A 25,160-nucleotide genomic window follows, 5' to 3' on the forward strand; every position below is an offset into this window, starting at 1 on the left:
GGAAAGAGACATCATGGAGCAACAGCGAGAAATAGCATTTGATTCGATTGAAGCGGCAATTGAAGATTTGAAGCAAGGACGTCCCGTTATCGTTGTGGACGATGAGGACCGTGAGAATGAAGGTGACCTGATTGCTCTGGCGGAGAAGGCGACTCCGGAAGTTATTAACTTCATGATTACGGAAGCAAGAGGACTAGTCTGCGTCCCAATTACCGAAGAGAAGGCCGAACAGCTGGATTTGCCGCCGATGGTGAAGCAGAATACGGATTATCACGGCACAGCTTTTACCGTATCCGTGGATCATGTGTCCACAACGACAGGCATTTCCGCCCATGAACGCGCGATGAGTGTGCAAGCGATGATTGATCCCGCCACATCGCCTTCCGATCTGAGACGTCCCGGCCATATTTTTCCGCTTATTGCGAAGCCAGGAGGTGTATTGCGTCGAGCCGGCCATACCGAAGCAGCTATCGATCTTGCGCTACTGTGCGGCGCGGCGCCAGCAGGCGTTATCTGCGAGATTATTAAAGCTGACGGATCGATGGCCCGATTGCCTGATCTGGCTGAATTCCGCGAGAAGCACGGCTTGAAGCTGATTACGATAGAAGATCTGATTCGCTACCGCAATGCGAAGGAGAAACTGGTAGAACGGGTTGTTGAAGTGAAGATGCCGACGGACTTCGGCGAGTTCCGTGCGGTCGCTTACAGCAATCAGGTGGACGACAAGGAACATGTCGCGCTCGTGAAGGGGGAGATCACCTCTGACCTGCCGGTTCTAGTTCGTGTCCATTCGGAATGTCTGACCGGAGATGTATTCCATTCCCACCGCTGTGATTGCGGGCCTCAGCTTGCGGCGGCGCTCCGCCAGATCGATGAAGCGGGATGCGGTGTTCTGCTTTACATGAGACAAGAAGGAAGAGGCATCGGGTTGATTAACAAGCTGAAGGCATACGCGCTTCAGGAGCAGGGGTTGGATACGGTGGAGGCCAATGCCAAGCTCGGCTTCGGCGCCGATCTGCGCGAGTATGGCATCGGAGCGCAAATATTGCGGGATCTGGGCGTCAGGAAGATGAGTCTGATGACGAATAATCCGCGCAAAATAAAAGGACTGGAAGGCTACGGACTTGAAGTGTCGCAACGCGTGCCCATTCAGATGGAAGCCAACGATAACAACCGGAATTATTTGAAGACGAAGCAATCCAAGCTGGGGCATATGCTCCGATTAGATCAATTAGAGATGAAGGGAAGCGAATAAGATGGCAAACGTATTTGAAGGAAACCTGATTTCTAGCGGATTGAAATATGGTGTAGTGGTAGGGCGATTCAACGAATTTATATCCAGCAAGCTGTTGGGAGGCGCTTTGGACGCCTTCAAGCGTCATGGCGCCGATGAGGAAGACGTAGACGTAGCTTGGGTGCCAGGCGCCTTCGAAATCCCGCTTATCGCGCAGAAGATGGCGGAGAGCGGTAAATATGACGCCGTGATTACGCTAGGAGCGGTCATTAGAGGCTCCACGCCGCACTTTGATTATGTGTGCAACGAAGCGGCGAAAGGCGTGGCCGCCGTCAATCTGAAGACAGGCGTGCCAACGATATTCGGGGTTCTAACCGTCGATTCCATCGAGCAAGCGATTGAACGTGCAGGCACGAAGGCCGGCAATAAAGGGTACGAGGCGGCAGTTACCGCGATCGAAATGGCTAATTTGACCAAACAGCTCGAGGGCTAAGCAGGGAGTAGCTTCCCGAAACGAAATCTACTATTATATAATAAGTAGCTAAGAAGGTATATTCGGGAGGAAAGCAACTTGTCTGTGCTGTATAAGCTGGAAGCATTCGAAGGCCCGCTTGATCTCCTGCTTCATCTAATTGATAAAGCCGAGATTGATATTCATGAAATATCGATAAGCGAAATCACGATTCAATATATGGAATATCTGGATGCCATGAAGGAACTGGAGCTTGAAGTGACAAGCGAATTCCTGGTCATGGCGGCCACGCTGCTGGCCATCAAAAGCAAGCAGCTGCTGCCCAAGCCACCCGTATTCGAGGATGAAATCTATGAGGACTGGCAAGATGACGGACTGGATCTTCGGGACGAGCTTATTCATAAGCTGGTGGAATACCGGAAGTTCAAAGTGATCGCGGAGCAACTGCAGGAGAAGGAGCTGCAGCGCAGTCTCGTCTATTCGCGAGAGCCGGAAGATATGACGCCGTTCTTGAAGGAACGCTTCGTCAATCCAGTGGAAGGGCTTCGCTTGAGCGACTTAATCGCCGCATTCCAGAAGGCGCTGCGCAGAGCGGCGAGGCGCAATATCATTGCGACGGTGCAACGGGATGAGATATCCGTCAAGGATCGCATCGTCGACATCGTCGATATATTGAGGCAGCATGAGACCGTCCGGTTCTCCAAGCTGATTCGCGAGAATATGGACAGACATGAGATCGTGGTTACATTCCTTGCCATTCTAGAGCTGATGAAGATGAAAAATATTAGCTGCTATCAGCATGGATTGTTCGACGATATCGTCATCCAGTGGAGAGGAGAAGTCAGTCCGGATGGATTATCAGAACTTGAAATCAATTATTGAGGGATTGCTGTTCATGGCCGGAGACGAAGGCCTAACGAAGCGGCAACTGGCTGATATTATGGAGATCGATCCAGAATTCGCGGTGGACTTGATCTATGATCTGCAGCGCGATCTGGAACGGGAAGGAAGAGGCGTCCAGATCGCGGAGGTAGCCTCAGCGTTCCGCTTGACAACTAATGCGGAGCATGCGCCTTACTTCGAGAGGATGGCATACACGCCAACCCGTGCTCAGCTGTCCCAGGCAGCTCTGGAGACGCTCTCGATTGTCGCTTACAGACAACCGATAACGCGGATCGATATTGAAGAGATTCGTGGTGTGAAGTCGGACCGGGCTATTCAGACGCTTGTGTCCAAGGATCTGATCGAAGAAGTGGGTCGTGCGGAGGCGATCGGCAGACCGATTCTATATGGTACTACGAAATCATTCCTGGATTATTTCGGTCTTCCTTCCTTGAAGGAATTACCTGAACCCCGCGATATCGAATTGGACGACGAACTGGATGACGGTACCCAGATGCTGTTCGAGCGGCTGGAAGGCCGTCAAATAACAATTGAAGAAATAAAAGAATGAGAACTGACCGCATGGCTATACTATATTTAACCATACTTGGGGAATCGGGGAGGATAACGATGCTCGGAACCCTGTACGGTTGGATAGTGGCCTGCGGTTTTTTTGTGTTGCTCGCCACTGCGATGTTATCGCCAATCGTTATTACGGCACAATTTGCCAAGCAAGGGAAAAATGAAGAGATGGAGATTAGGGTGAATGGGTTATTCGGTCTTCTCTCTTATAAGTTGAAAGTACCGGTAATGAAATGGCAGGGCGCTTCGCTGCAAGTGGAAGAAGATAGTAGGAAAGTCGGAGCAGGCATCAATTCCTGGAGACACGATGAGGAAGATATCGATGCAGAGAAGGTAGCGAACGGAGTAGAGAAATTCAAACATGCACTCCGTTTGACCCGGAATATGAAAGAGTGGGCGAAGAGAACGCTTGCCAAAGTGAAACTGGTGGAGTGGAGATGGTCAACTTCTGTTGGAACAGGCGACGCGATGTGGACGGCGATGACGACAGGCTTGATATGGTCGGTCAAGTCGTCGATCATCGGCGTGCTGTCGCAACTGGTGCAATTGAAAGTCCAGCCAGTGATGAACGTCACTCCCCAATTTGCGCGACCTGCATTTTCAACGGAATGGACGTGCATAGCGAAAATACGCTTCGGTTATGCTATGCTTGCCGGACTGCAGCTATTGGTTCGCATGAAGAAATGGAAAGGAGGCGTCAAGGCATGGCAGAACATCCTATTCAAGGCCTAATGCAAACCGCAATGGAAAATATCAAAGAAATGGTCGATGTCAATACAATCGTCGGCGATCCCGTTCAAACGCCGGACGGCAGTGTCATTATGCCGATATCCAAAGTAGGCTTCGGCTTCGTGGCAGGCGGCAGTGAATTCAAGATGGGGGAGACGGAAAAACTTCATGGCACCGATGGGGCCGGAGGTGGGTCCGACGCACATAAAGCATCTGTGCATATGCCGTTCGGCGGCGGCAGCGGCGGCGGCGTATCCATTACCCCCATCGCATTCCTCGTAGTAGGAGCGCATGGCGTGAAAATTGTACCGCTGGACAATCAAACGCATCTGTATGAACGCATTATCGAGTCCGCCCCTGGCGTTGTGGATAAGCTCCAAACGATGTTCAAAAAAACCATCTAATGACAGCGGTACGGATTACGTCGAAACTGCAGCCATTATCGATGACGATTCACTACAATAAGCCTGATGAACCATCATCGTGACGCGCGAACTGCCCGAAAGGGCAGTTTTTCATTTTTTACCCCTTTAAGTTCGTCTACACTTCCATGTACAAGCATATACTACCCTTAACGATGGAACGCTAAAGCAAATATTTAGTATGCAATGCCAACGAGAGGAGTTAACGAACAAGATGGGCTTCACATTCAGAATCAATGCCAGTCGATCTATTTTGATGACGATAACAGTTATGCTGGTAACCATATTGGGGGTGACACCAGCCATCTCCGCCAAACCGGATGCTATTAAAACGAAGGCTAAAGCAGCTGCCTTAATTGATGTAACCTCGGGGAGACTTCTATATAGCTACAATGGAGATGAAGAGCTTCGCATTGCGAGCTTGACTAAAATAATGACAGCAATCGTAGCGATCGAGCATAGCGATATTCGTGATACCGTGAAAGTGTCAAAGCGTGCTGTCGGTAAAGAAGGTTCCTCCATCTATCTGCAACTGAACGAAGAAATGAGTTTGTCGAATATGTTGTTCGGATTGATGCTTCGGTCCGGTAACGATGCGGCAACAGCTATCGCTGAGCATGTTGGAGGAACGGAAGAAGGCTTCGTCTATCTGATGAATGAGAAAGCGGCGTTCCTCGGACTTGCACATACGCAATTCCGTAATCCGCACGGGCTGGATGCCGACGGGCACTATTCTTCGGCCAATGACATGGCCAAGCTTACCGCCTATGCGTTGCATAATCAGGTATTCGCGGAAATCGTGGCAACGAAGCAGAAAAAGGCGCCTAATCCCAATGATTCATGGGATTACAGCTGGAGGAACAAAAATAAAATGCTGACGATGTATGAAGGGGCGGATGGCGTGAAAACCGGTTATACGAAAAAATCGTTTCGCTGTCTTGTCAGCTCAGCTACTCGTAACGGCCAGCAGCTCGTAGCAGTGACGATTAACGATGGGGATGACTGGGCGGATCATCGAGATTTGCTGGATTGGGGATTCCGCCATTACCCTTTGCAGCAGATTACTTCCAAAGGCGAGGCCATAGAAGGTACGACAATCGTGGTAGGACAGAGCTTTCATTACCCTCTGACAACTGATGAGTATTCCGGTATTACCAGTGAAATCGTCTGGACGGAACAGGGAAGCGAAGCTCATGCGCTCGGCGACAGAGGCAAAATGAGTTGGAGGCTTAACGGAGAGACGATCGGCTCCGTGCCATTGTATGAGTCAGGCAGCGCCAAGCTGAAGACACGAGCACACGCCAAGCGCTCTGAGCAATCGTTGAAACAATTTCGCAAAGCGAGCAAGTATGAAGACTCCATCATTAAAAAATGGAAACGAATCATTGGTGTTGGACGATAGCGAGTATGGGAGGGGAGGCGTAACTATGGTGAATTGGATATGGCTGTTCTTAATTGTCGCAAGCGTATTAGTAGCCGCATTCACCGGTGAGATGGACACGGTGACGGCGGCCGCCTTCGATGGCGCAAAATCAGGCGTAACGGTCAGTTTTGGGCTGATCAGCATAATGGTATTCTGGCTGGGCATGATGCGTATTGCCGAAGATGCCGGATTGTTGAAAAAACTGGCGATCATGTTGGGTCCAATCGTTCGATGGCTGTTCCCCGATGTGCCCAAGGATCATCCTGCATTAGGCTATATAATGAGTAATCTCAGCGCGAATCTGTTCGGCCTCGGCAACGCGGCAACACCGATGGGTATTCGAGCAATGCAAGAGCTGCAGAAGCTGAATCGGGACAAAGAAACGGCGACGCCGGCGATGTGTACATTGCTGGCGCTCAATACGTCTAGCATAACCCTTGTGCCAACCACCTTGATTGCCATTCGGATGAACTACAACTCCGCCAATCCCGCAGAAATTATCGGTACGACGCTTGCCGCAACCTTCATCGCCACCTTTGCCGCAATTGCCGCAGACAGGTGGTATCGACGGAAGGCGCAATCACCGCCAAGAACTCCAACTACGGACAAATCAAGTAGCTTAGCTCAGCCCTCGGGAGGTGGCGAGGTTGTATAATTGGTTCGCCTCGATATCCTCATGGATGATTCCCGCGATTATCGTCTTCATTCCTCTGTATGCAGCTATGAGAAGGAAATTGCCCGTCTATGAGACGTTCGTGGAGGGGGCGAAGGACGGCTTCGGTACTGCCATCAGCATCATTCCCCATCTGGTTGGCATGATGGTGGCCATCAGTATGTTCCGGGCATCCGGTGCGATGGAGCTGATGCTATCGGCGGTACGCCCGCTGTTCGACTGGCTCGGCATTCCGAGCGAAGTGCTGCCGCTTGGCTTGCTGCGACCATTGACTGGCGCGGGATCGCTTGCTTTTACCGCAGATCTGATTGGCACGTACGGACCGGATTCCATGATCGGCCGAATCGCATCGACGATACAGGGCAGTACGGATACAACGTTATATGTGCTGACCGTGTACTTCGGAGCAGTCGCCGTGAGACGTACGCGTTATGCGCTGAAGGTAGGTCTGTTCTCTGATTTGGTAGGCTTCGTCGCGGCAATTATGATCTGTATGTACATATTCGGATAAACTGGCTTGAGATTTGCACTCGATATCGTTATGATGGAGAGTGAGGTGAAAGAATTGGATCGTTTACAGAAAATATTAGCGCAAGCGGGTGTAGCTTCCCGCCGCAAATGCGAAGAGCTGATTCAATCCGGCGTCGTAGAGGTTAACGGAGAGAAAGTGACTGCGCTTGGAGTCAAGGCGGATGCCGCAGCTGACATCATCACCGTGAACGGTAAGCCGATACGCGGGGAGAACAAGCTATACTTGATGTTGAACAAGCCTAAGGGTGTTATTACTAGCGCGACCGATCCCAAAGGCCGGAAGGTCGTCACGGATTTCCTGCACGGCATTAAAGAACGCGTCTATCCCGTTGGACGTCTGGACTACGATACGGAGGGGCTCCTGCTTCTAACGAACGATGGGGAGTTCGCGAACTTGCTCACTCATCCCAAGCATCATGTACCGAAGACGTATCATGCTACCGTGAACGGTATCCCGCACGGCACTGCATTGGAGCGGCTGCAGAAGGGGATTAAGCTGGAGGACGGCATGACTTCTCCCGCTGAAGTGGAGTATGTGGATGTGGATCTGGACGGGAACAAGTCAACCGTATCCATTACAATCCATGAAGGGCGCAATCGGCAAGTCAGGCGGATGTTCGAAGCGATCGGCCATAAGGTAACGCGTCTGCGACGTATCCGATTCGGTGAGCTGGGGCTGGAATCGCTGCACCGGGGGAAGTTCAGACACTTGACGCCGCAAGAGGTGAAGGAGCTGCTGGACGGGGCGCGCAAGACACATAAAGTTCATAAATAGTGAACGGCGGCGGCAGTAATTGCCGTCGACTTTTCGTTATAATGAAATCATTGCTCATGAAATATTGGTGGTGAGAACACATAATGAGAAAAAACCGAAAGAAAGTGCAAATTGTGATTCTGATCGCTGTATTCATCATCGGGGGATACGCCATCGGGAGTACGCTGTTCGGCGAAGAAGATACGGGACAGATCAAAGTGGGGATGGAACCGCCTCCGTTCACGCTGGCTGATCTTGACGATAATCCCCAATCTCTGTCTAACTACACGGGACAGCCCGTCATCATTAACTTCTGGGGAACGTTCTGCGAACCTTGCGTCAAGGAGATGCCCGAATTCGAACGCCAATACGAGAAGTGGAAGGACAGGGGGTTGGTCATTCTTGCGATCAATCTGAGCGAGGACACGCTCTCCGTCAACAATTTCGTAAAACGGTTCAATTTAAGCTATCCCATCCTGCGCGATGTCAATCGCAAAACCGAGCGCAAATACGGCTTGCGCCAGTATCCGACGACATTCTTCGTGAAGCCTGACGGCAAGCTGATGGAGGTCGTCGTCGGGGGAATGAGCGAAGAGCAGATCAACTCGAGAGTTGAGCGTCTGCTGCAGTCATAGGAGGTCATCACTTGTTACTACCGGAAAATACGAAATGCGAGTGCGGTCACCAGAACGCTATTGGAACCGTGCTGTGCGAATCTTGCGGCAAGCCGCTGGATAAGGAGATGCTGCAAGCGGAATCACCGCTTGAGATGCGTTATGACGGCGTAGCCAGAAGATCGCAGAAGAGCAACCCCAATCCGATTGATCAAATATGGAATTTCTTCTCCTCGGTGAAGATAGCCATCTACTTAATTGTCATCACATTCCTTGGGGCGATGCTCGGCACGATTTATCCCCAAGAGAGCACATTCATAAGCAAAACATTCGATGCGGCTTCTCACTACGAGGAATCATATGGCTTGCCGGGAAAAATCTATTATCTACTGGGATTGTCTCATACTTATGAGAGCTGGTGGTTCATTGGGCTGCTTGTCATGATTGGCGCATCTCTGATCATATGCAGTCTGGATCGGGTGCTACCGCTGTATCGAGCACTTAAGAAGCAGCAGATCCGCAAGCATCACCAATTTATTCTTAGGCAGAAGACAGTCTATAAGACGAGATTAGAAAGCGATGTCAACGAATGGACGGAACAGGTCGCCGATGCGCTGAAGGGCAAAAGGTACAAGGTTCATCGCGACGGTACCGCATTGCTTGCTGAGAAAAACCGCTTCAGCAGATGGGGGCCCTATATTAATCACATCGGTCTTATTCTGTTCCTGCTCGCAGCGCTGGCTCGAAGCATCCCTGGCTGGGAGATGGACGAGTATGTGAAAATAACGGATGGCGATACAGTGCCTGTCCCTGGCACCAACGATCAGTATTATATTAAAAGCGAAAAGTTCATTGTGGAATATTACGCCGAAGAGGAACTTCCCGAGGAACTGAAGGGCACGATGCGTGCCAAAAACTTCGAGACGAAAGCCGTGTTGTACGAATGTGTGGAAAACTGCGGCCTGGAATCGCTGAACGAACCCATCCTGAAGGAAGTGAAGCGGCACTCCATCATCGTGAATGATCCGCTGAAATACAAAGGCTTGAAGCTGTATCAATTCGATTTCGATCTGAATCCCCGGCTCAATGCTGTCCATCCCGTGTTGGAAGACAAGCGTACGGGTGAAACATACGGCCCATTCTATCTGCCGATGAAGGATGGCGAGACAAGGCATCAGCTCGGTCCGTTCACATTAGAGCTGTATGCGAACTTTATGGAGTTCGGTCTGGACAGCAATGGTGATCCTACGACTCTCTCCAGGGATCCCAATGCGCCTGCCTTCATCTTCACCGTGAAAGGACCGGGACTTCTTCCGGAGGGCGAGCCATATATGTACTTCCCAATGCAGAAGGATAAGGTGAGATTCTCACAAGATACGATCAATCGGGAGTTGTCCGAGAAGATTGAGATCAGAGTGGACGGCATGGAGAACGTAGAGTTCTCAGAAGCGTCAACGTATTTGAACGTCCGTGTAGATCGAGCGCTCCCCTACATCTGGATAGGCGCGGCATTTTCCATGATTGGCTTGTTAATGGGTTCTTACTGGCAGCATCGCCGCATTTGGTTGCGTGTGGATGACAGCGAGCTTGCGCTGGGCGCACATACGAATAAAAACTGGTTCGGCATGCGTCAAGATGTCGCGGCAGTATTGAAGAAGACAGGGATCGATATCGACCCTAAGTCTCTGGATAACGGAGGGAAAAACGCGTGAGTTTACTCGATTTTAGTAGTGATGTATTTTTGGCGGCATTTTTTCTGTACTGCTTTGCGTTTCTGTTTTATATGATTGCAATTGCGGGGAAACAGTGGAGCAACCGGGATCCTCAGAAGCATGAGAAGAAGTGGGGGAAAATTGCTTTTATCGTGTCAAGTCTCGGCTTGACTGCCCATCTCACCTTCTTTTTTACCCGCTGGATTGGCGGGGGCCAAATACCAACGAGCAATATGTATGAGTTCATGACATTTCTTGGCATGGCCATCATGATCGCGTATACCATCGTTTACTTGATTTACCGCAAGCCATTGCTGGGTATGTTCGCCCTTCCGCTAACGGTAATTATCATTGGGTACGCATCCGTCTTTCCACAGGAAGTGCAGCCGCTTATTCCTGCGCTTGATTCCATCTGGCTGAAGGTGCATGTCACGACGGCAGCGCTTGGTGAAGCTTTCTTCGCCGTCGGTTTTGCCGCGGGTTTGATGTATTTGCTAAGGGTTACAGACTATAATGATAAGAGCAAGCAAGCTAGAAGGGCTCAGTTCTGGGTAGAATTCACACTGTATTCCATTACAGTCATTGTGGGCTTCATTATTGTCGTGTTCGCGTTCCGCGCTGTCGGCTACGAAGCGGACTTTACGAGAGAGAAAGCGGTGGTAGACGCTAAAGGTGTGGTGCAGACGACAGTGGAAGAAGAACATTACACGCTGCCACCGATCGTGAAGCCGTACAATAGCGAAGTTGTTGCTATGCAGCCGTTCCTCGGCATGGAGAAGCCGTTATTCCAAGCGCCAGACTGGATGAACGGTGTAAGCGCAGGCCGCAAGCTGAATACGGTCATATGGTCCATCATTGCCGGTACGATTCTGTACGGCCTGCTGCGATTGGCATTCAGGAGGCGTCTCGGAGCTGTGATTCATCCCGTCATGGACGGCATTGATCCTGATGATCTGGACGAGATTAGTTACCGCGCCATCGCGATCGGCTTCCCTATCTTCACGCTGGGAGCATTGATCTTCGCGATGATCTGGGCTGAGATTGCATGGGGTAGATTCTGGGGGTGGGATCCCAAGGAAGTGTGGGCTCTCATTACTTGGCTGTTCTACAGTGCGTATCTTCACTTCCGGCTGTCTCGCGGCTGGCAGGGACGTCCGTCCGCGTGGTTGGCGGTTATCGGCTTCGTCATCGTATTATTCACGCTGATCGGGGTCAATCTGATTATCGCGGGTCTGCATTCGTATGCAGGTGTGTAATATCGGAAAAGAAAGTAGCGGGAAGGAGTTGTAATGATGCCGGATTATGGTAATCGCATATTGGTCGTCGACGATGAAGAGAGAATAAGACGACTGTTGAAGATGTACTTGGAGAAGGAAGGCTATACAATCGATGAAGCGGAGGACGGAGAATCCGCGCTGAGAATGGCAGTGAGCGGCGATTATGCGTTGATTCTGCTGGACGTCATGCTTCCTGGCATAGACGGGGTAGAGGTGTGCTCGCGTCTTCGCCAGGTCAAGTCTACGCCTGTTATTATGCTTACAGCCAAAGGAGAAGAGATGAACCGTGTGCAAGGCTTCGAGGTAGGGGCTGACGATTATGTCGTGAAGCCGTTCAGCCCGCGGGAGGTCATCTACCGGGTGAAGGCCATTCTTCGTCGATCTTCGGCTACCGCGTTTCTGACGAAGGAGAATAATACGAGCAACAATATCGTCTTCCCTCATCTTGTCATTGAGCATGACGCACATAGAGTAACAGCAGGCGGCCAGGAGGTAAGCCTAACTCCGAAGGAATATGAGCTGCTGCATTATTTGGCTGTCTCGCCGGACAAGGTGTTCTCCAGGGAGGAATTGCTGAAGGATGTTTGGAATTATGAGTTCTTTGGCGATTTGCGAACGGTAGATACACATGTGAAGCGGCTGCGGGAGAAGCTGAACAAGGTGTCGCCAGAGGCAGCCGGGATGATTACGACAGTATGGGGCGTAGGATACAAGCTGGAGGTTCCCAAGTAACATGAAGTTGTGGAACCGCCTCGCTCGACTGCTCTGGTACAGCGTCATCGGCAAGCTATGGGCGACGATCATGTTGCTCGTAGCGGTCGTGCTGCTCATATTAGGTGTATTCCTGCTGCAATACATCGATATCTGGTTCGACGAGAAGAATTCGCATGACATTAAAGTATTATTCGTCATTACAGCGACAATCGGGTTCCTGCTGTCCACCTTCTTCGCCTTCTTCCTATCGACTAAAATCCAGCAACCGCTGCTCCAGCTGAAAAATGCGGCCGATTCCGTCTCGCAAGGCGACTACAGCACGCGGGTCAATATTCGTTCATCGGATGAAATCGGCCAGCTGGCCAATACGTTCAATCATATGACAGAGCAATTGGATAAGCTGATTCACGATTTGAACGACGGACGCAATCACTTGGCCAGTATATTGAGGAGCATGGGCGACTCCGTCATTACATTCGATGCGGATGGGCAGGTTACGCTGACGAATCCGAGTGGGCACCTGCTTCTCAATCAATGGTCCGGACTGGAATCGGCTTGGGATGATCCTACAGCTGGATCGTCTCTCACTATGAGCGTTCCGGTTCCGTTAAGAGAGTTATTCTACAGTGTGAAGGAGCGGGGGAGAGATCTTACGGAGAATATTCATGTTCACAGCAGCGTCTGGTCAGTGGTCATGGCTCCTCTGCAATCGGGAGGAGTCGTTCGCGGCGCAGTAGCCGTTATCCGGGACGTCACGGAGGAGCATAAGCTTGACAAGATGCGCAGGGACTTCGTCGCCAACATTTCGCACGAGATTAGAACGCCACTCTCTATGCTACAGGGCTATAGTGAAGCGCTGCTGGACGATATTGTCGCTTCTCCTGAGGATCGGAAGGAGCTCGTTCAGGTCATTTACGATGAATCGCTTCGAATGGGCAGACTAGTGAACGATTTCCTGGACATCGCGCGCATGGAAGCGGGGCATGTCGATATGCACTTCCAGGAGATTGACTTGCGGAATATACTCACAAGGGTTCATCGCAAGTTCGGCGTATACGCGAAGGAACGGGGAGTGGATCTGCATGTGCATATGCCGCATGAAGCCCTCTTGCTGCGTCAGGCGGACGAGGATCGGTTGGAACAGGTGCTGACGAATTTGATGGACAATGCGCTTCGTCATACGCCGGCGGGCAAGTCCATCGCGATTACAGGGGAGCATCTGCAAGTGAACGGCACTTCCTACATTCAGCTTCAAGTGAAGGATGAAGGGCAAGGCATTCCGCAGGAAGACGCCCCATACATCTTCGAACGGTTCTATAAGGCGGACAAAGCCAGAAAGCGTGGGGCGTCAGGAGGCACGGGCCTTGGTCTCGCGATCGTGAAAAATTTGATCGACCTTCATCATGGACGGATCGTTGTCGACAGCGTAGCGGGTTCAGGCACGACCTTTACGTTGTTGCTGCCTGTCGAAGCACATGAATAAGCGAGCTCGTATTGGTGCGATTTCTGTCCGAATAAGTGATTTAATCGAAAGCGTTCCGTCCAGGGACGCTTTTTTTGTTGAAGCAAGCCGATTAATCTTGTTGTACGTGAAACAAAAAAAGCCCCCCGCTTACAAGGTTGCAAGGTTGCAAGCGAGAGGGCGTACTATTAACATGACTGCTGCTATGGCAAAATAATTTCCTTGGCCGTATTCAATCCGGACATGTCGGTCAATTGCAGCAGCACTTCTTTCGGTGTGCCCTTGTCGACGCGCAATACCATAATGGCGGAGCCGCCTTCCAACTGGCGCCCTACCTGCATGGTGGCGATGTTGACATTATTGTTGCCAAGCAGCGTGCCAACGCTGCCGATAATACCGGGCTTGTCGTTATGAGCAATCAAAATCAAATTGCCTTCCGGCGTAACATCAACAGGGTACTTGTCGATTTGCACGATGCGAGGACCATACCCTGTTAATAGAGTACCCGCAACAGAACGCTCTTCCTTCTTCGTGCGAAGGCTTACCGTAACCAAATTGGTGAAATCTTTCGATTTGTGCGATTTCTGAACGATAATGTTAATATCGCGCTGCTTGGCAAGGTGCATGGAGTTGACAATGTTCACCTGTTCCGATCCCAGATGGTGGGAGAGTAAGCCACGCATAATGTAACGCGTAATTGGCTGTGTATCCACTTCTGCCAGCTCGCCGGCATACTGGACGGTAATCTCTTGAACGGCTCCCTCGGACGCCTGAGCGATGAAGCTGCCCAGCTTCTCTCCAAGCTCGAAGTACGGCTGCAGCTTGCTCTGAAGATTAGCTGGAATAGGAGGCATATTAACGGCGTTCATGAACGGCTCGTTACGCAGAATATGCAACACCTGCTCCGATACGTCGATGGCGACATTCTCCTGCGCTTCCACTGTCGAAGCGCCAAGATGCGGCGTGACGATAATGCTTGGATGTCCCAGGAAAGGGTGATCCGCAGCTGGAGGCTCCTTCTCGAACACATCGAATGCAGCGCCTGCGACGATGCCTTCGTCAATAGCTTCAACTAGCGCCTGCTCGTCGATGATGCCGCCTCGCGCACAATTCACAATACGCATGCCGCGCTTCATGACGTCGAATTGCGACTTGCCGATCATGTGGCGAGTCTCGGGTGTTAGCGGTGTATGAACGGTGATGAAATCAGCATTTCTGACAATGTCATCGACGCTGCCCAGTTTCACGCCCAGTTTCTCCGCACGCTCCTCCGTCATGAACGGATCGAAGCCAAGAATATTCATTCCGAACGCTTTAGCTCGCTTGGCTACCTCGCTGCCGATACGGCCCATGCCAAGGACGCCCAGCGTCTTGTTACGAAGCTCTACTCCAAGGAACGATTTGCGATCCCATGTCCCCGATACCGTCTTCTTGTACGCTTGCGGAATGTGACGGGCCAGCGCCATCATCATGGCGAAAGTATGCTCGCAAGTGGTAATGGTGTTGCCGTCAGGGGCGTTAATGACGATAATGCCGTTCTGTGTCGCAGCTTCCAGATCGATGTTGTCTACGCCGACACCTGCTCGTCCAACGACTTTAAGCTTCTTTCCCGCTCCCATAATGTTTGCGGTGACGCGTGTCTGGCTTCGAACAAGCATGGCGTCATAATCACCGATAATAGCGATAAGCTCCTCTTCGCTTAACCCTGTCTTCTTGTCTACTAATACGTCTGAAGCATCAACAAGCTGCTGGATACCCATATCGCTAATGGGATCCGATACTAACACTTTGAACATATACTGCAGGCCTCCTAGACTGTACGAAGCCATGCTTGCTGGCTTCGCCGTATTATGAACAGAAAAACCCTCTACCCGCGTTGTTGGTATGGCGGGTTGAGAGTTCCATCAACGATCGTTCGGACTTTCTCTATTTTATAGCATGATTATGGCTTATTGCAATGCTCTAACTTGCTCATTTATGAATTTTTCGTTATGATTCTGTCATCCTTGATCGTGTTCGACAAAAATGTTGCCCTTTTTTCCTCTTAATTCATGTCCGGCAGAAAGAAGGGGAGCTGAGGCAGCAGCTCATCGTTGTAAAGCTTGTTCTTGAAGGAAATGAAGTGGCCGCTTGGTACAGCTTCCGTACTTAGAAGGAGATCCATCAATGCATTGAAGCTCTGCAGTTTCAACTTTGCCGCTCCGCCTGAATCGATGAACAGATCCACTCTGCTCGTCAAGTCATGCGGAAAGAAGGGATATAGATTGGAACTGTCAGCCAGGTAACCCGATACGATGCTGTTTTTCACAACGAGCGGCTTGTCCTGCCATTTGTCCAGCGCTAGCAGGTCCGGCGCGTTATACTCTCCCGGAATTTCAGGATCGACGGATGCAGCCCATTTTTGCATCGCCAAGTAATAACTGTTCTGAGCCTCTAGTGATTGCTTGACTGCTTTAAGGTATGTTTCATCATTCACAATATAATGATAAAGCTCGTCATCATTTTTGGTTTTTGCAGCTTTCTCAGCTTGTGCCGCTGCATCCTGGAACAGCTGCATGCTGCGGATGTACTGAATTTGCGCTTCTTCCAACAGCAAGGATTTACCCATATCGTAAGCGCTGGCCTCTTCCGCTTTCCGTTTGGACAATTTGCCCAGATTTTTGAATGCGGCCTCTGCTTCGACATGTTCGCTGCGGGCCAGCTTGTTCATCGTATTTAACCATTCGTTTTGAAATTCACGATACGGAGAAAATACAGTATGATAGAAAGAGACGAGATCTTGTTGCTGATAAGGGACGGCGAATTCATCAAGCGCTTCAGCTTCCATTTGTGCGGAATATTTCGCTTCGATTCGATCAGAGCCAATCTGAACGCCGTAGAAGAATGCTCCGACAGCCAGAATGAGCATGAACAGGAACCCTAAGCTAAATAACAATGCTGTTGCTGTAAATCTTTTTTCCATGATTAATCTCCTTCTATGTATGAAGTATAGGTTGACATCACAATTCAGCAATTAGGAGGAAACATTCGGGTATGAAAAAATTCGATATTCGGAACATACGCATCCGCAAGGTGAACGTTGATGAACTAGATGACCGGATGCTGCTTATCAACTTATATGTCACTCAGGCGCTTACTTTTATTATCGGTTTCATATGGATATTATTTCAGCATCAAAATTTCTTGGAACTGTTCGCGTTTCCCGCAACGTTTCATTTTGCAGCCTGGGGTCTCCTTTTCGCAGGGGGTGTCATTCTCGTCGATTTGCTCATATCTCGCTGGGTGCCGGAGGAGGCTGCAGACGATGGCGGCGTGAATGAGCGAATATTCGGCAACAGGCCGATCTGGCATATCGGACTCCTGTCCCTTGTCGTTGCGATATGTGAAGAGCTGCTGTTCAGAGGAGCGATTCAGCACGCGATAGGTCCTTATTGGACGAGCATCATATTCGCGGCGATTCATGTCCGCTATTTGCGCCACTGGATCCCGACAGGACTCGTATTCTCCATCAGCTACGGTTTGGGCTGGATTTATATCCAAAGCGGTAGCATTTGGGCTCCCATTATAGCACATTTTGTGATCGACTTCGTGATGGGTCTCATCATTCGTTTCAGGAGGGAGTCATGAACCGAAGGGAGAAGTACAGCCGAAGCCGGAAGGAGCCGGTAAACATACATGCCAAAAAACAGAGCGTCGTCTCCAAAGAAGCAGTTTCTTCAGAAGATCGAGCCCTGCCTTCAAGACGCATAAAATTTCCATCCAGCACCAATAAAATATCCAAATGGTACTACAATATCATGATTGTGCTGTTTCTAGTTCTGGTTGTCTGCTTGTTCTGGTACGGGACGACTTTTACTCATCAAGAGTAAAGCCAATCGTCGCAGGATCGATGAATACGTAATCCCTTCCGGCAATTTGGGTCAGCAGCTCATCCAACGCCTTGGCTGTCCATTCCAGCTCGTGCATGAGAATGTTGGCCCCGGGGTGGAGCTGCTCCATGACGTTGGCAATGACAACTTCAGGTTTCCCTTTTGCTGACTTGTCCCAATCGAGTGACCCGTTGGACCATGTCATATATAGCATTCCTTGTTTTTTGGCGGTGTCCTTGACGATATCGCTTCCGGCTCCGAACGGGGGTCTGAAAAACTTCGGCTTTTCCCCGATCAAAGCTTCCACATCTTCCTGCACCTTTCCCAGTTGGCTCTCCACTTTTTCCAATTCCTCATTTTTCAGATTGATATGATCATAGGAATGGTTGCCTAACGTATGTCCTCTTTCATGCATCAATTTAAGTAGCTCCGGATTCTGCTTGACCCGATAGCCGTTGACGAAGAATATCGCTTTAGCTCCGTGTTTATCCAATGTGTCCAGCATGCTGGTCAGCACCGTCTCGTCTTTCGGTCCGTCGTCGAAGGTCAGTAGCACGGCTCTCTCAGGGGCTTCGTCTTCATCGATGGGAACGAAGCGATACACCTTATTCATGCTGTATTTTGCCTTGATAGGTTCCGCCGATCCTTCAGGCACAGCTTCTGGATCGGGTGTCCTTGACGGTGCTATGCTCTGCACAGGGGCTGTGGTTGTGACTACAGCGTCGCGAGGAGCTGCCTCCTGTGGCGGAGCAGTGATAGAATGTGACTGTACGACCGGTTCCGCAGTCGGAGTCGCTGCGCCTCCGCTGCAGCCGGCTAGCAAGAAGAACAGAAGCGGGACCATTCGCCAATTACGTTTTTTCATATTCTAATCCCTCCGTAATATTCGGGTAACGAGCTACAATAGGTTCATTTAAATATCATATGGGGGTACGGCATCAACGTCAATCATTTCCTGTGAGAACGAAGCATGAGCCGAATTCGCCAGGGAATAATAATGCTGTAACGAGAAGACAAGGAAGAGGTGAACCACTTGAGAATGAGCAGCTTCATGCTTGGAGGCTTGTTGGGAGCCATGGCTGCGATGTACGCGACGCGCAGACGTCCCGAGCTGATGGCACGCGCCTGCAATGCGATGACAGATGCGGGTGCGGCAATGGCAGGTAAGGCAATGTCGATGTGGCTGAATGCTGATAGGAAGAAGGCGGCTGCCGAAGCCCCAAAGCCTGCAGACGATACCGCAGAACGATCCGGCGTCGCTTGGGAGCAAATTGAAGCCATCATTAGCAGCGACCCGGCCGTTAAGAAAGAAGTGGATAAAATAAAGGCGGCATCGTCCGGCATAACCCATTAACAGTCTTGATGCAAGAATCGTTGCGGATTGGTTTGTAAAGGCAAACATCCGTTATAACGGTTCTTTTTTTTGTGCAATAATAGTGCATTCCTGAACCAGAAGTGGTAAAGTAGTTGTAAGTATGGGTGTGCGCATATTCTTGGCACATTGGGTTGAAATGATCATACGCTATTACGACAGCTGCTGCAGAGGAGGATCCTGTCATGAAAATCGAACGGATTAGTGGGGACAGAATAAGGATTTTCCTAACGTTCGACGATTTGTTGGAACGTGGGATCCAGAAGGAAGATATGTGGCGCGAGCCTCCGAAGCTTCATGAACTGTTCCTGGAGATGATGGAGCAGGCTTACAATGAACTCGGCTTTGAAGCAAGCGGTCGTCCTCTTGCAGTAGAAGTATATGCTATGCCAGCGCAAGGTATGGTAGTCATCGTGACCAGAGGCAAGCAGGGAAGCGTCGATGATGGGTTGCGTGACGAAGACGAACTCGACGATGACATATATGATATGGAAGTGACGATGGAACTAAGCGATATCATCATGTACGCTTTCCGTGACTTCGAAGATGTAATCTCCATATCCACAGGATTAATGTCGGCAGGCATCACGGAGGGCGGCCAGCTCTATTCTTATAATGACAAGTGGATTATGGTTCTGGAGCCATCCCAGATCGATTCCGCCCGGCATAACGCTGCCATTGCTTTGTTGGCGGAATACGGTGAAGCGACATCTGTCACCTATGCTATGCTGGAGGAGTATGGGAAGGTTATTATGGCGGAGGATGCGGTCAAGACCGTTTGCGATCATTTTAATTTCTAGCCTTTTTGGATTCTACTTAGTAACATCTGCAGTCGAACGCACTGCGGATGTTTTTTATTTCGCAGACTTCAGTCGGCTATTCACTGGAATATGAAGTGCACCGAGGGCTCATATTAGAAGTATGAAGGCGGTGGATATGGTGGATAACGAAAAAAGCGATGTGTTGCATGCGACTCAGCTTGTCATCGAACAGGCTTTGGAGCGTTTAGGATACGGCAAGGATATGATTGAACTGCTGAAGGAGCCGCTTCGGATGCTAACAGTCAGAATACCGGTGCGTATGGATGATGGATCTACGATGGTGTTCACTGGTTTCAGGTCGCAGCATAATGACGCTGTCGGCCCGACGAAGGGCGGAGTCCGCTTCCATCCTGCAGTGACGGAACGAGAAGTTAAGGCGCTCTCGATCTGGATGAGCTTGAAGTGCGGTATCGCCGATCTTCCATATGGAGGCGGTAAGGGAGGCGTCATATGCGATCCGCGCAATATGTCATTCGGCGAGTTGGAGCGGTTAAGCAGGGGGTACGTGCGAGCAGTGAGTCAGATTGTAGGACCGACCAAGGATATCCCCGCTCCGGATGTGATGACCAACTCTCAGATTATGGCTTGGATGATGGACGAGTATAGCCGTATTCGCGAATTCGATTCCCCGGGATTCATAACGGGCAAGCCAATTGTGCTGGGTGGTTCGAAAGGACGCGAGACTGCGACGGCTCGAGGAGTCGTTATTATGATACAGGAAGCATTACGGCTTCGTAATTTTCCGATCAAGGATGCGCGGATCGTTATACAGGGCTTTGGCAATGCCGGCAGTTATTTAGCCAAATTCATGCATGAGGCGGGCTGCAGGGTAATTGCTATTTCCGATGTGCACGGAGCATTGTATAATAAAGATGGGCTTGATATTCCATACCTGCTTGACCGAAGGGATTCCTTCGGCAATGTGACCAATCTCTTCTCCAGCTCCATGACCAATAAGGAGCTGCTGGAGTTGGAATGCGAAGTATTGGTGCCGGCTGCAATCGAGAATCAGATTACGGAACATAATGCCCACGCTATTAAAGCCTCCATTATTGTGGAAGCGGCCAACGGGCCTACGACGCTGGAAGCGACTCGTATGCTTACGGATCGGGGAATTCTCCTTATTCCGGATGTTCTCGCGAGTGCTGGCGGCGTTATCGTATCTTATTTCGAATGGGTGCAGAACAACGGAGGTTACTATTGGACCGAGCAGGAAGTTGACGATAAACTGCAGTTGATGATGATACGCGGATTTCAGAATGTATATGAGATACACAGAACCCGGAAGGTGGATATGCGGCTTGCCGCTTATATGGCAGGTGTGCGCAAGGTAGCGGAAGCGGTCCGATTTCGCGGGTGGGTGTAAGAAAGCAGGGAAGTCATTTGTTGTTTTCGGTTATTGCCGCGGCTATTGCTCCCGGTATTTCACTTCTTCTTTATTTCTATTTGCGCGACCGGTACAACGCTGAGCCGATTCATATGGTACTTAGAATGTTTTTGCTCGGTGTGCTAATCGTGATCCCTATCATGGTTATTCAACGCGGGTTGCAGCTATGGCTTGGCGAGACGCCCTTTTTGTCCGCCTTCGTTCACTCAGCCGGCGTTGAGGAGTTTTTGAAGTGGTTCGTCCTTTATCATTTTATTTACAACCATACGGAATTCGACGAACATTACGACGGTATATTGTATGCCGCTTCCATCTCGATAGGTTTTGCCACGATGGAGAACGTGTTATACGCGTTAATTACGCCTGTATCGTTCAGCTCGTTGCTATTGCGTGCGTTGCTGCCAGTGTCAGGTCATGCGTTATTCGGCGTTATAATGGGCTATTACGTCGGGAAGGCCAAGTTTGCAAGTGGGAAGAATACCAGATTGTTCCTGGCGATATCTTTCTTATTGCCTTTCGGACTGCACGGCGTGTACGATTGGATTTTGCTCATATTCAAGGATGGCTGGCTATGGTTCATTGCACCATTCATGGTCCTACTCTGGATAGGGGGACTGTACGGCATGAATCGCGCCAATTCCAGATCTCCGTTCAGGCTCATGCATCGGGAAGAGGAGATTAAACTGTAACGTCTTCGTCCATACTGCTTATAGTTAACAAGCGAGGGCTCGCACCAAACTTACTATACTGACGGAGGTATGGATGGAGACGGACAGAGTAAAGGTAATCATTCGTTGTAACGTCTGCGGAGAGAAGTTTGTTCTTCGGGGCCGAAAGTACAGAGGCTCCTTCGATACAGGCTTCAAGCAATGCATTTGCAGCAACAGCGAAAATCTTCATATCGAAGAATACAATGCGCTATAATTGACGATCTATGAGTCTACAGATAATAGTGGATGCCCACATGCATAAAGCTCCATTCTGAAAACCAAACTAACACCAGGTTTGGCAATAGAAAGGAGTTTTTTGCATATGTACCGGAAAATAAGCTCGGTTCTGTTCCCCATTGTCACCGTGATGCTGATTGGAGCTGTTTATTGGGGTTATCAGACTCAGCAAGATAAAAATCAACTATTAATAAAGGCGGAAAATCAGTATCAACGGGCTTTTCATAATTTGACGTTCCATGTGGAAAAGCTTCATGAGCAACTTGGCAATACGTTAGCGGTCAATTCCACATCGAAAGGTTTTCATCAGAAAGGGCTTGTCAACGTCTGGCGGTTAACAAGTGAAGCGCAAAATGAAATTAGCCAGCTGCCGCTAAGTTATTTGCCGTTCACAGAGATGGAAAATTTCCTGTCGCATATTTCCAACTTTGCTTATAAGACCGCTGTCAGGGATTTGACGAAACAGCCGTTGTCGGAGGCGGAATTCAAAACGTTAAAGGAACTGTATGCGAAGTCGGATGATATCGCCAAAGATTTGCATCACATGCAGCAGGATGTTCTCTTAGACAACTTGCGCTGGACGGATGTGGAGCTTGCGATCGCCGCCGAGGAAGGAAGCGGAAAGAACACCGTCGTACAGGGATTAAGGGGAGTTGACCAGAAAGTAGGTGAATATCCGGAACTGGACTGGGGCCCTTCCGTCACCAGCATGTATGAGAAACGCACCATGAAGATGCTGAGCGGCGAAATGATGAATAACGTGGAGATTAGGAAGCGTGCGGCATCATTTCTTCAAGTAGATCCCTCTATGGTAGAGGTTAGCGAGAATGGCAAGGGGACGGAGTATGCTTCTTTCTCGGCAGTCGTACAAGGCGATGAGGATGGCAACAACAAAGTGCAGATGGACTTTGCCCAGCGTGGAGGAGCGCTGATCTGGTATATGAAAACACGTGAAGTGGGACAAACGACCATTAGCTTCGAACAGGCAAAGACGGCCGCAGATCAATTTTTGCAAAAGCATGGTTTCAAAAATATGCAAGCCGTAACCTACGACGAGTATCGTCATAATGGCGTATTCACTCTAGTTGAATCACAGAATGACGTGCTCATCTATCCTGACAAAGTAACGGTCAAGGTTGCGCTCGACAACGGAGAAGTGATCGGATTGCAGGCCAGCGATTATGTGTTCCAGCATCGGAAGAGAGAATTGACGGGGCCTGTATTGACCAAGGCGGAGGCTCGAAAGTCGATTAATCCGGAGTTGAAAGTGAAAGATGAGCGTCTGGCGCTCATTAAGGGGGATACCGGCGAGGAGGTTCTCTGTTATGAATTCGTGGGCAAGATCAACGGCTCTATGTATCGGGTATATATTAATGCGCAATCGGGCTTAGAGGAATCTGTAGAGGTTATTTCTGCTGAGGATATGCAGGCGGCTTCCTAAGGTTGATAGTCAAAATCAATGATAGCTCCCTTCTCTTCGACATGCTATAATGCTGTAGTATGGGAGGGGAGAGCTTGTTGTTGCCTAAAGTCAATCAGATGCTGTATTACCAGATCGCTTCATCCGATGAAGCAGAAGCGGCGATCGTGTACAAGTCACGTATTGCTGATGAAGAAGACCAATCGTTACATATCGAATATCCCATCAGTGAATCCAGCGGGCGCATGAAACGGCTCTTTCTGGGAGACGAGCTGTCCGTCTATTTCATCACCGGCGACGGCGTGAAACATTTTTTTGATTCACATGTCGTCGGATTCAAGGAAGAGTACGGCTTGAAATTGGTCAAAATCATGAAACCCGACCCCGAACGCATGACCAAAGTGCAGAGGCGCAGCTTTTTACGCGTGCCTGCCGAGCTTGAGCTTGCCGTAAAGTTCTCCGATCAAGTCCGCTTCTTGTGCCAGACTGACGATGTTGGGGGCGGAGGCATATCGTTCCTTTGCGAGAAGAAATGGTCATTCCAGCAGGAATTACAGATTGACTGCTGGCTGCTCGTTCCGTTCAAGAACGGTTCAGTGGAGCATGTGCCATTTAAAGCAGAAGTCGTTCGCGTTAATTTGCTTCAATCGGGACGCAATCAGGTAATGATCAAGTTCATCGCGATTAGCGACACAGAGCGTCAAAAAATTATTCGCTTCTGCTTTGAAAGGCAGCTAGAGTATCGTAATAGATGAATATTACGTGGAATAAACAACCATCCTAACGACCATCCGATGTTTTGGAGGGGCTGTTTGTGAAGGGAATATATCAATGGAGAGAGCGTCTTAGCCTTGATCTCGCTTTGCTTCTGGTGGATAAAATTTGCAAGTGGCTAGGAAAGAGTATTCTTATTCTCTTTATCTTGCTGCTTTTTGTACAGTCTATATCGCAAATCGACAGTGTCAGGTATTGGATAACGAATGTTGAGAAGTGGGAAGGAAACCGCTTGATGCGGCCTTGAGTAAACCTAATGTACAAGGAGATCATTTTTGCATCCCACAACAATCTGTGGTATAATTTTCACGTCGCAGGCAATGCCTGCTTTTTGTTTGACTTGAGCGGATTGATGAGGATGGCCGTCTTGAACTTAAAGGGGGTTGGCTGTAAGTGACGCAACAGACTGGTGACTGCGACCGCATCAATATCGCAATTGACGGGCCGGCAGGCGCCGGCAAGAGCACGGTTGCAAGACTTGTCGCCGGGCAACTGGGTTATATATATATCGACACTGGTGCTATGTATAGAGCCGTAACGTTAAGCGCACAGCGCTTGGCCATTGCCGCCGACCAAGATGAAGCGCTCTCCTTGCTTCTTGATAAGCTGGAGATAGCGTTAATCCGGGGCGAAGAGGGACAATCCGTGCTAGTGAACGGGGAAGATGTCACAGCCGATATTCGTTCCTTGGAAGTAACCCGCGAAGTATCCTACTACGCCGCTTCCCAGTCCATCAGGGAAGTGCTGGCTAGTCTTCAAAGAGAGATGGCTGCGCGCAAGGGAGTCGTCATGGACGGCAGGGATATCGGTACGCATGTGCTCCCTGATGCGGAAGTGAAAGTCTTCCTGACAGCATCTGCCCGCGAGAGGGCATTGCGTCGTTACAAGGAAATGAATAATCACGAGATTAGCCTGGATGAACTGGAAGCAGAAATCGCGAAGCGAGATTACCTTGATACGAAGCGGGAGATTGCCCCGCTTATTCAAGCGGAGGACGCCTATGTGTTGGACAGCAGCGGAATGACGATCGAGGAAGTTGTTGCGGACATTATCCGCTTATGCCGCACCAAATTGGCGGAGGCGAAGTAA

27 protein-coding genes are annotated in these 25,160 nt (G+C 49.9%); 24 read left to right on the forward strand and 3 right to left on the reverse strand.

What is annotated here, in order from left to right:
* Nucleotides 1-13: 13 nt before the first annotated feature.
* The 15 genes from ACFQ2I_RS05120 to ACFQ2I_RS05190 all read left to right on the forward strand — a co-directional run bounded on the left by ACFQ2I_RS05120 (nucleotide 14) and on the right by ACFQ2I_RS05190 (nucleotide 13,502).
* The gene (locus ACFQ2I_RS05120; protein WP_377562572.1) at nucleotides 14-1,255 is read left to right on the forward strand and encodes a bifunctional 3,4-dihydroxy-2-butanone-4-phosphate synthase/GTP cyclohydrolase II; all 1,242 of its coding nucleotides are present in this window, start codon (nucleotides 14-16) and stop codon (nucleotides 1,253-1,255) included.
* A gap of 1 nt (nucleotide 1,256) precedes the next feature.
* Nucleotides 1,257-1,727 carry a 6,7-dimethyl-8-ribityllumazine synthase gene (ribH, locus tag ACFQ2I_RS05125; RefSeq protein ID WP_377562573.1) on the forward strand — a complete coding sequence of 157 codons (471 nt, stop codon included), beginning with the start codon at nucleotides 1,257-1,259 and terminating at the stop codon, nucleotides 1,725-1,727.
* A gap of 78 nt (nucleotides 1,728-1,805) precedes the next feature.
* The gene (locus ACFQ2I_RS05130; RefSeq protein ID WP_377562574.1) at nucleotides 1,806-2,588 is read left to right on the forward strand and encodes a segregation and condensation protein A; all 783 of its coding nucleotides are present in this window, start codon (nucleotides 1,806-1,808) and stop codon (nucleotides 2,586-2,588) included.
* Nucleotides 2,557-3,159, forward strand: a complete 603-nt coding sequence (scpB, locus tag ACFQ2I_RS05135; protein ID WP_377562575.1) for an SMC-Scp complex subunit ScpB — start codon at nucleotides 2,557-2,559, stop codon at nucleotides 3,157-3,159. Before ACFQ2I_RS05130 ends, scpB begins: the two co-directional genes overlap by 32 nt.
* Nucleotides 3,160-3,218: 59 nt before the next feature.
* Nucleotides 3,219-3,902, forward strand: coding sequence for a DUF2953 domain-containing protein (locus ACFQ2I_RS05140; RefSeq protein WP_377562576.1), 684 nt, complete (start codon nucleotides 3,219-3,221; stop codon nucleotides 3,900-3,902).
* The gene (gene ytfJ / locus ACFQ2I_RS05145; protein WP_377562577.1) at nucleotides 3,875-4,303 is read left to right on the forward strand and encodes a GerW family sporulation protein; all 429 of its coding nucleotides are present in this window, start codon (nucleotides 3,875-3,877) and stop codon (nucleotides 4,301-4,303) included. Before ACFQ2I_RS05140 ends, ytfJ begins: the two co-directional genes overlap by 28 nt.
* A gap of 289 nt (nucleotides 4,304-4,592) precedes the next feature.
* On the forward strand, nucleotides 4,593-5,723 hold the full coding sequence (locus ACFQ2I_RS05150) for a D-alanyl-D-alanine carboxypeptidase family protein (protein WP_377562982.1): 1,131 nt from the start codon (nucleotides 4,593-4,595) through the stop codon (nucleotides 5,721-5,723).
* Nucleotides 5,724-5,748: 25 nt separating this feature from the next.
* Nucleotides 5,749-6,399, forward strand: a complete 651-nt coding sequence (locus ACFQ2I_RS05155; protein ID WP_377562578.1) for a nucleoside recognition domain-containing protein — start codon at nucleotides 5,749-5,751, stop codon at nucleotides 6,397-6,399.
* On the forward strand, nucleotides 6,392-6,928 hold the full coding sequence (locus ACFQ2I_RS05160) for a spore maturation protein (RefSeq protein ID WP_377562579.1): 537 nt from the start codon (nucleotides 6,392-6,394) through the stop codon (nucleotides 6,926-6,928). The genes ACFQ2I_RS05155 and ACFQ2I_RS05160 overlap by 8 nt, the downstream gene beginning before the upstream one ends.
* Before the next feature lie 54 nt (nucleotides 6,929-6,982).
* Nucleotides 6,983-7,723, forward strand: a complete 741-nt coding sequence (locus ACFQ2I_RS05165; RefSeq protein WP_377562580.1) for a pseudouridine synthase — start codon at nucleotides 6,983-6,985, stop codon at nucleotides 7,721-7,723.
* 83 nt (nucleotides 7,724-7,806) lie between these two features.
* Nucleotides 7,807-8,337 carry a redoxin domain-containing protein gene (locus ACFQ2I_RS05170; RefSeq protein ID WP_377562581.1) on the forward strand — a complete coding sequence of 177 codons (531 nt, stop codon included), beginning with the start codon at nucleotides 7,807-7,809 and terminating at the stop codon, nucleotides 8,335-8,337.
* Between the two features lie 11 nt (nucleotides 8,338-8,348).
* Nucleotides 8,349-10,028: a cytochrome c biogenesis protein ResB gene (locus ACFQ2I_RS05175; RefSeq protein ID WP_377562582.1), complete on the forward strand. Its 1,680-nt coding sequence runs from the start codon at nucleotides 8,349-8,351 to the stop codon at nucleotides 10,026-10,028.
* Nucleotides 10,025-11,284, forward strand: a complete 1,260-nt coding sequence (ccsA, locus tag ACFQ2I_RS05180; RefSeq protein WP_377562583.1) for a cytochrome c biogenesis protein CcsA — start codon at nucleotides 10,025-10,027, stop codon at nucleotides 11,282-11,284. The genes ACFQ2I_RS05175 and ccsA overlap by 4 nt, the downstream gene beginning before the upstream one ends.
* Before the next feature lie 36 nt (nucleotides 11,285-11,320).
* Nucleotides 11,321-12,037, forward strand: coding sequence for a response regulator transcription factor (locus tag ACFQ2I_RS05185; RefSeq protein ID WP_377562584.1), 717 nt, complete (start codon nucleotides 11,321-11,323; stop codon nucleotides 12,035-12,037).
* Nucleotide 12,038: 1 nt separating this feature from the next.
* The gene (locus ACFQ2I_RS05190; RefSeq protein WP_377562585.1) at nucleotides 12,039-13,502 is read left to right on the forward strand and encodes a HAMP domain-containing sensor histidine kinase; all 1,464 of its coding nucleotides are present in this window, start codon (nucleotides 12,039-12,041) and stop codon (nucleotides 13,500-13,502) included.
* A 182-nt stretch (nucleotides 13,503-13,684) separates the two neighbouring features.
* Here the strand turns inward: ACFQ2I_RS05190 and serA are convergent, their stop codons facing one another.
* On the reverse strand, nucleotides 13,685-15,277 hold the full coding sequence (gene serA / locus ACFQ2I_RS05195) for a phosphoglycerate dehydrogenase (RefSeq protein ID WP_377562586.1): 1,593 nt from the start codon (nucleotides 15,275-15,277) through the stop codon (nucleotides 13,685-13,687).
* Between the two features lie 248 nt (nucleotides 15,278-15,525).
* A complete protein-coding gene (locus tag ACFQ2I_RS05200; RefSeq protein WP_377562587.1) occupies nucleotides 15,526-16,443 on the reverse strand; it encodes a hypothetical protein in 918 nt (305 codons plus the stop codon).
* A 71-nt stretch (nucleotides 16,444-16,514) separates the two neighbouring features.
* Between ACFQ2I_RS05200 and ACFQ2I_RS05205 the strand changes: the two genes are divergently transcribed.
* Both ACFQ2I_RS05205 and ACFQ2I_RS05210 read left to right on the forward strand, forming a co-directional pair.
* Nucleotides 16,515-17,108: a CPBP family glutamic-type intramembrane protease gene (locus tag ACFQ2I_RS05205; RefSeq protein ID WP_377562588.1), complete on the forward strand. Its 594-nt coding sequence runs from the start codon at nucleotides 16,515-16,517 to the stop codon at nucleotides 17,106-17,108.
* Nucleotides 17,105-17,350 carry a hypothetical protein gene (locus ACFQ2I_RS05210; protein ID WP_377562589.1) on the forward strand — a complete coding sequence of 82 codons (246 nt, stop codon included), beginning with the start codon at nucleotides 17,105-17,107 and terminating at the stop codon, nucleotides 17,348-17,350. The genes ACFQ2I_RS05205 and ACFQ2I_RS05210 overlap by 4 nt, the downstream gene beginning before the upstream one ends.
* On the opposite strand, the gene ACFQ2I_RS05215 is transcribed toward ACFQ2I_RS05210, so the two are convergent.
* The gene (locus ACFQ2I_RS05215) at nucleotides 17,334-18,215 is read right to left on the reverse strand and encodes a polysaccharide deacetylase family protein (RefSeq protein WP_377562590.1); all 882 of its coding nucleotides are present in this window, start codon (nucleotides 18,213-18,215) and stop codon (nucleotides 17,334-17,336) included. The genes ACFQ2I_RS05210 and ACFQ2I_RS05215 overlap by 17 nt on opposite strands.
* A 168-nt stretch (nucleotides 18,216-18,383) precedes the next feature.
* On the opposite strand from ACFQ2I_RS05215, the gene ACFQ2I_RS05220 reads away from it, so the two are divergent.
* From ACFQ2I_RS05220 to cmk, 7 genes are all read left to right on the forward strand, one after another.
* Nucleotides 18,384-18,704 (forward strand): hypothetical protein, encoded by a 321-nt coding sequence (locus tag ACFQ2I_RS05220; protein ID WP_377562591.1) that lies wholly within the window; start codon nucleotides 18,384-18,386, stop codon nucleotides 18,702-18,704.
* A 203-nt stretch (nucleotides 18,705-18,907) separates the two neighbouring features.
* The gene (locus tag ACFQ2I_RS05225) at nucleotides 18,908-19,522 is read left to right on the forward strand and encodes a genetic competence negative regulator (RefSeq protein WP_377562592.1); all 615 of its coding nucleotides are present in this window, start codon (nucleotides 18,908-18,910) and stop codon (nucleotides 19,520-19,522) included.
* Nucleotides 19,523-19,658: 136 nt separating this feature from the next.
* Nucleotides 19,659-20,909: a Glu/Leu/Phe/Val family dehydrogenase gene (locus tag ACFQ2I_RS05230; protein WP_377562984.1), complete on the forward strand. Its 1,251-nt coding sequence runs from the start codon at nucleotides 19,659-19,661 to the stop codon at nucleotides 20,907-20,909.
* Between the two features lie 17 nt (nucleotides 20,910-20,926).
* Nucleotides 20,927-21,619, forward strand: coding sequence for a glutamic-type intramembrane protease PrsW (gene prsW / locus ACFQ2I_RS05235; protein ID WP_377562593.1), 693 nt, complete (start codon nucleotides 20,927-20,929; stop codon nucleotides 21,617-21,619).
* A gap of 343 nt (nucleotides 21,620-21,962) precedes the next feature.
* Complete coding sequence (gene ypeB / locus ACFQ2I_RS05240) at nucleotides 21,963-23,318, forward strand: germination protein YpeB (RefSeq protein WP_377562594.1); 1,356 nt, start codon at nucleotides 21,963-21,965, stop codon at nucleotides 23,316-23,318.
* 77 nt (nucleotides 23,319-23,395) lie between these two features.
* Nucleotides 23,396-24,052, forward strand: a complete 657-nt coding sequence (locus ACFQ2I_RS05245) for a flagellar brake protein (RefSeq protein WP_377562985.1) — start codon at nucleotides 23,396-23,398, stop codon at nucleotides 24,050-24,052.
* Nucleotides 24,053-24,464: 412 nt separating this feature from the next.
* On the forward strand, nucleotides 24,465-25,160 hold the full coding sequence (cmk, locus tag ACFQ2I_RS05250) for a (d)CMP kinase (RefSeq protein ID WP_377562595.1): 696 nt from the start codon (nucleotides 24,465-24,467) through the stop codon (nucleotides 25,158-25,160).

The sequence above is a fragment of the Paenibacillus chungangensis genome (genome assembly GCF_042675905.1).
GTDB lineage: Bacteria > Bacillota > Bacilli > Paenibacillales > Paenibacillaceae > Pristimantibacillus > Pristimantibacillus chungangensis.

What these genes read in the sequence shown, in the direction of transcription:
- serA (WP_377562586.1), bottom strand. Translation starts at nt 15,277, where the DNA reads ATGTTCAAAGTGTTAGTATCGGATCCCATTAGCGATATGGGTATCCAG.
- ACFQ2I_RS05210 (WP_377562589.1), top strand. Translation starts at nt 17,105, where the DNA reads ATGAACCGAAGGGAGAAGTACAGCCGAAGCCGGAAGGAGCCGGTAAAC.
- ACFQ2I_RS05150 (WP_377562982.1), top strand. Translation starts at nt 4,593, where the DNA reads ATGCTGGTAACCATATTGGGGGTGACACCAGCCATCTCCGCCAAACCG.
- ytfJ (WP_377562577.1), top strand. Translation starts at nt 3,875, where the DNA reads ATGGCAGAACATCCTATTCAAGGCCTAATGCAAACCGCAATGGAAAAT.
- ypeB (WP_377562594.1), top strand. Translation starts at nt 21,963, where the DNA reads ATGTACCGGAAAATAAGCTCGGTTCTGTTCCCCATTGTCACCGTGATG.
- ACFQ2I_RS05215 (WP_377562590.1), bottom strand. Translation starts at nt 18,215, where the DNA reads ATGAAAAAACGTAATTGGCGAATGGTCCCGCTTCTGTTCTTCTTGCTA.
- ACFQ2I_RS05140 (WP_377562576.1), top strand. Translation starts at nt 3,219, where the DNA reads ATGCTCGGAACCCTGTACGGTTGGATAGTGGCCTGCGGTTTTTTTGTG.
- ACFQ2I_RS05230 (WP_377562984.1), top strand. Translation starts at nt 19,659, where the DNA reads ATGGTGGATAACGAAAAAAGCGATGTGTTGCATGCGACTCAGCTTGTC.
- scpB (WP_377562575.1), top strand. Translation starts at nt 2,557, where the DNA reads ATGGATTATCAGAACTTGAAATCAATTATTGAGGGATTGCTGTTCATG.
- ACFQ2I_RS05155 (WP_377562578.1), top strand. Translation starts at nt 5,749, where the DNA reads ATGGTGAATTGGATATGGCTGTTCTTAATTGTCGCAAGCGTATTAGTA.
- ACFQ2I_RS05170 (WP_377562581.1), top strand. Translation starts at nt 7,807, where the DNA reads ATGAGAAAAAACCGAAAGAAAGTGCAAATTGTGATTCTGATCGCTGTA.
- ACFQ2I_RS05190 (WP_377562585.1), top strand. Translation starts at nt 12,039, where the DNA reads ATGAAGTTGTGGAACCGCCTCGCTCGACTGCTCTGGTACAGCGTCATC.
- ACFQ2I_RS05185 (WP_377562584.1), top strand. Translation starts at nt 11,321, where the DNA reads ATGCCGGATTATGGTAATCGCATATTGGTCGTCGACGATGAAGAGAGA.
- ACFQ2I_RS05200 (WP_377562587.1), bottom strand. Translation starts at nt 16,443, where the DNA reads ATGGAAAAAAGATTTACAGCAACAGCATTGTTATTTAGCTTAGGGTTC.
- ACFQ2I_RS05205 (WP_377562588.1), top strand. Translation starts at nt 16,515, where the DNA reads ATGAAAAAATTCGATATTCGGAACATACGCATCCGCAAGGTGAACGTT.
- ACFQ2I_RS05120 (WP_377562572.1), top strand. Translation starts at nt 14, where the DNA reads ATGGAGCAACAGCGAGAAATAGCATTTGATTCGATTGAAGCGGCAATT.
- ribH (WP_377562573.1), top strand. Translation starts at nt 1,257, where the DNA reads ATGGCAAACGTATTTGAAGGAAACCTGATTTCTAGCGGATTGAAATAT.
- ACFQ2I_RS05225 (WP_377562592.1), top strand. Translation starts at nt 18,908, where the DNA reads ATGAAAATCGAACGGATTAGTGGGGACAGAATAAGGATTTTCCTAACG.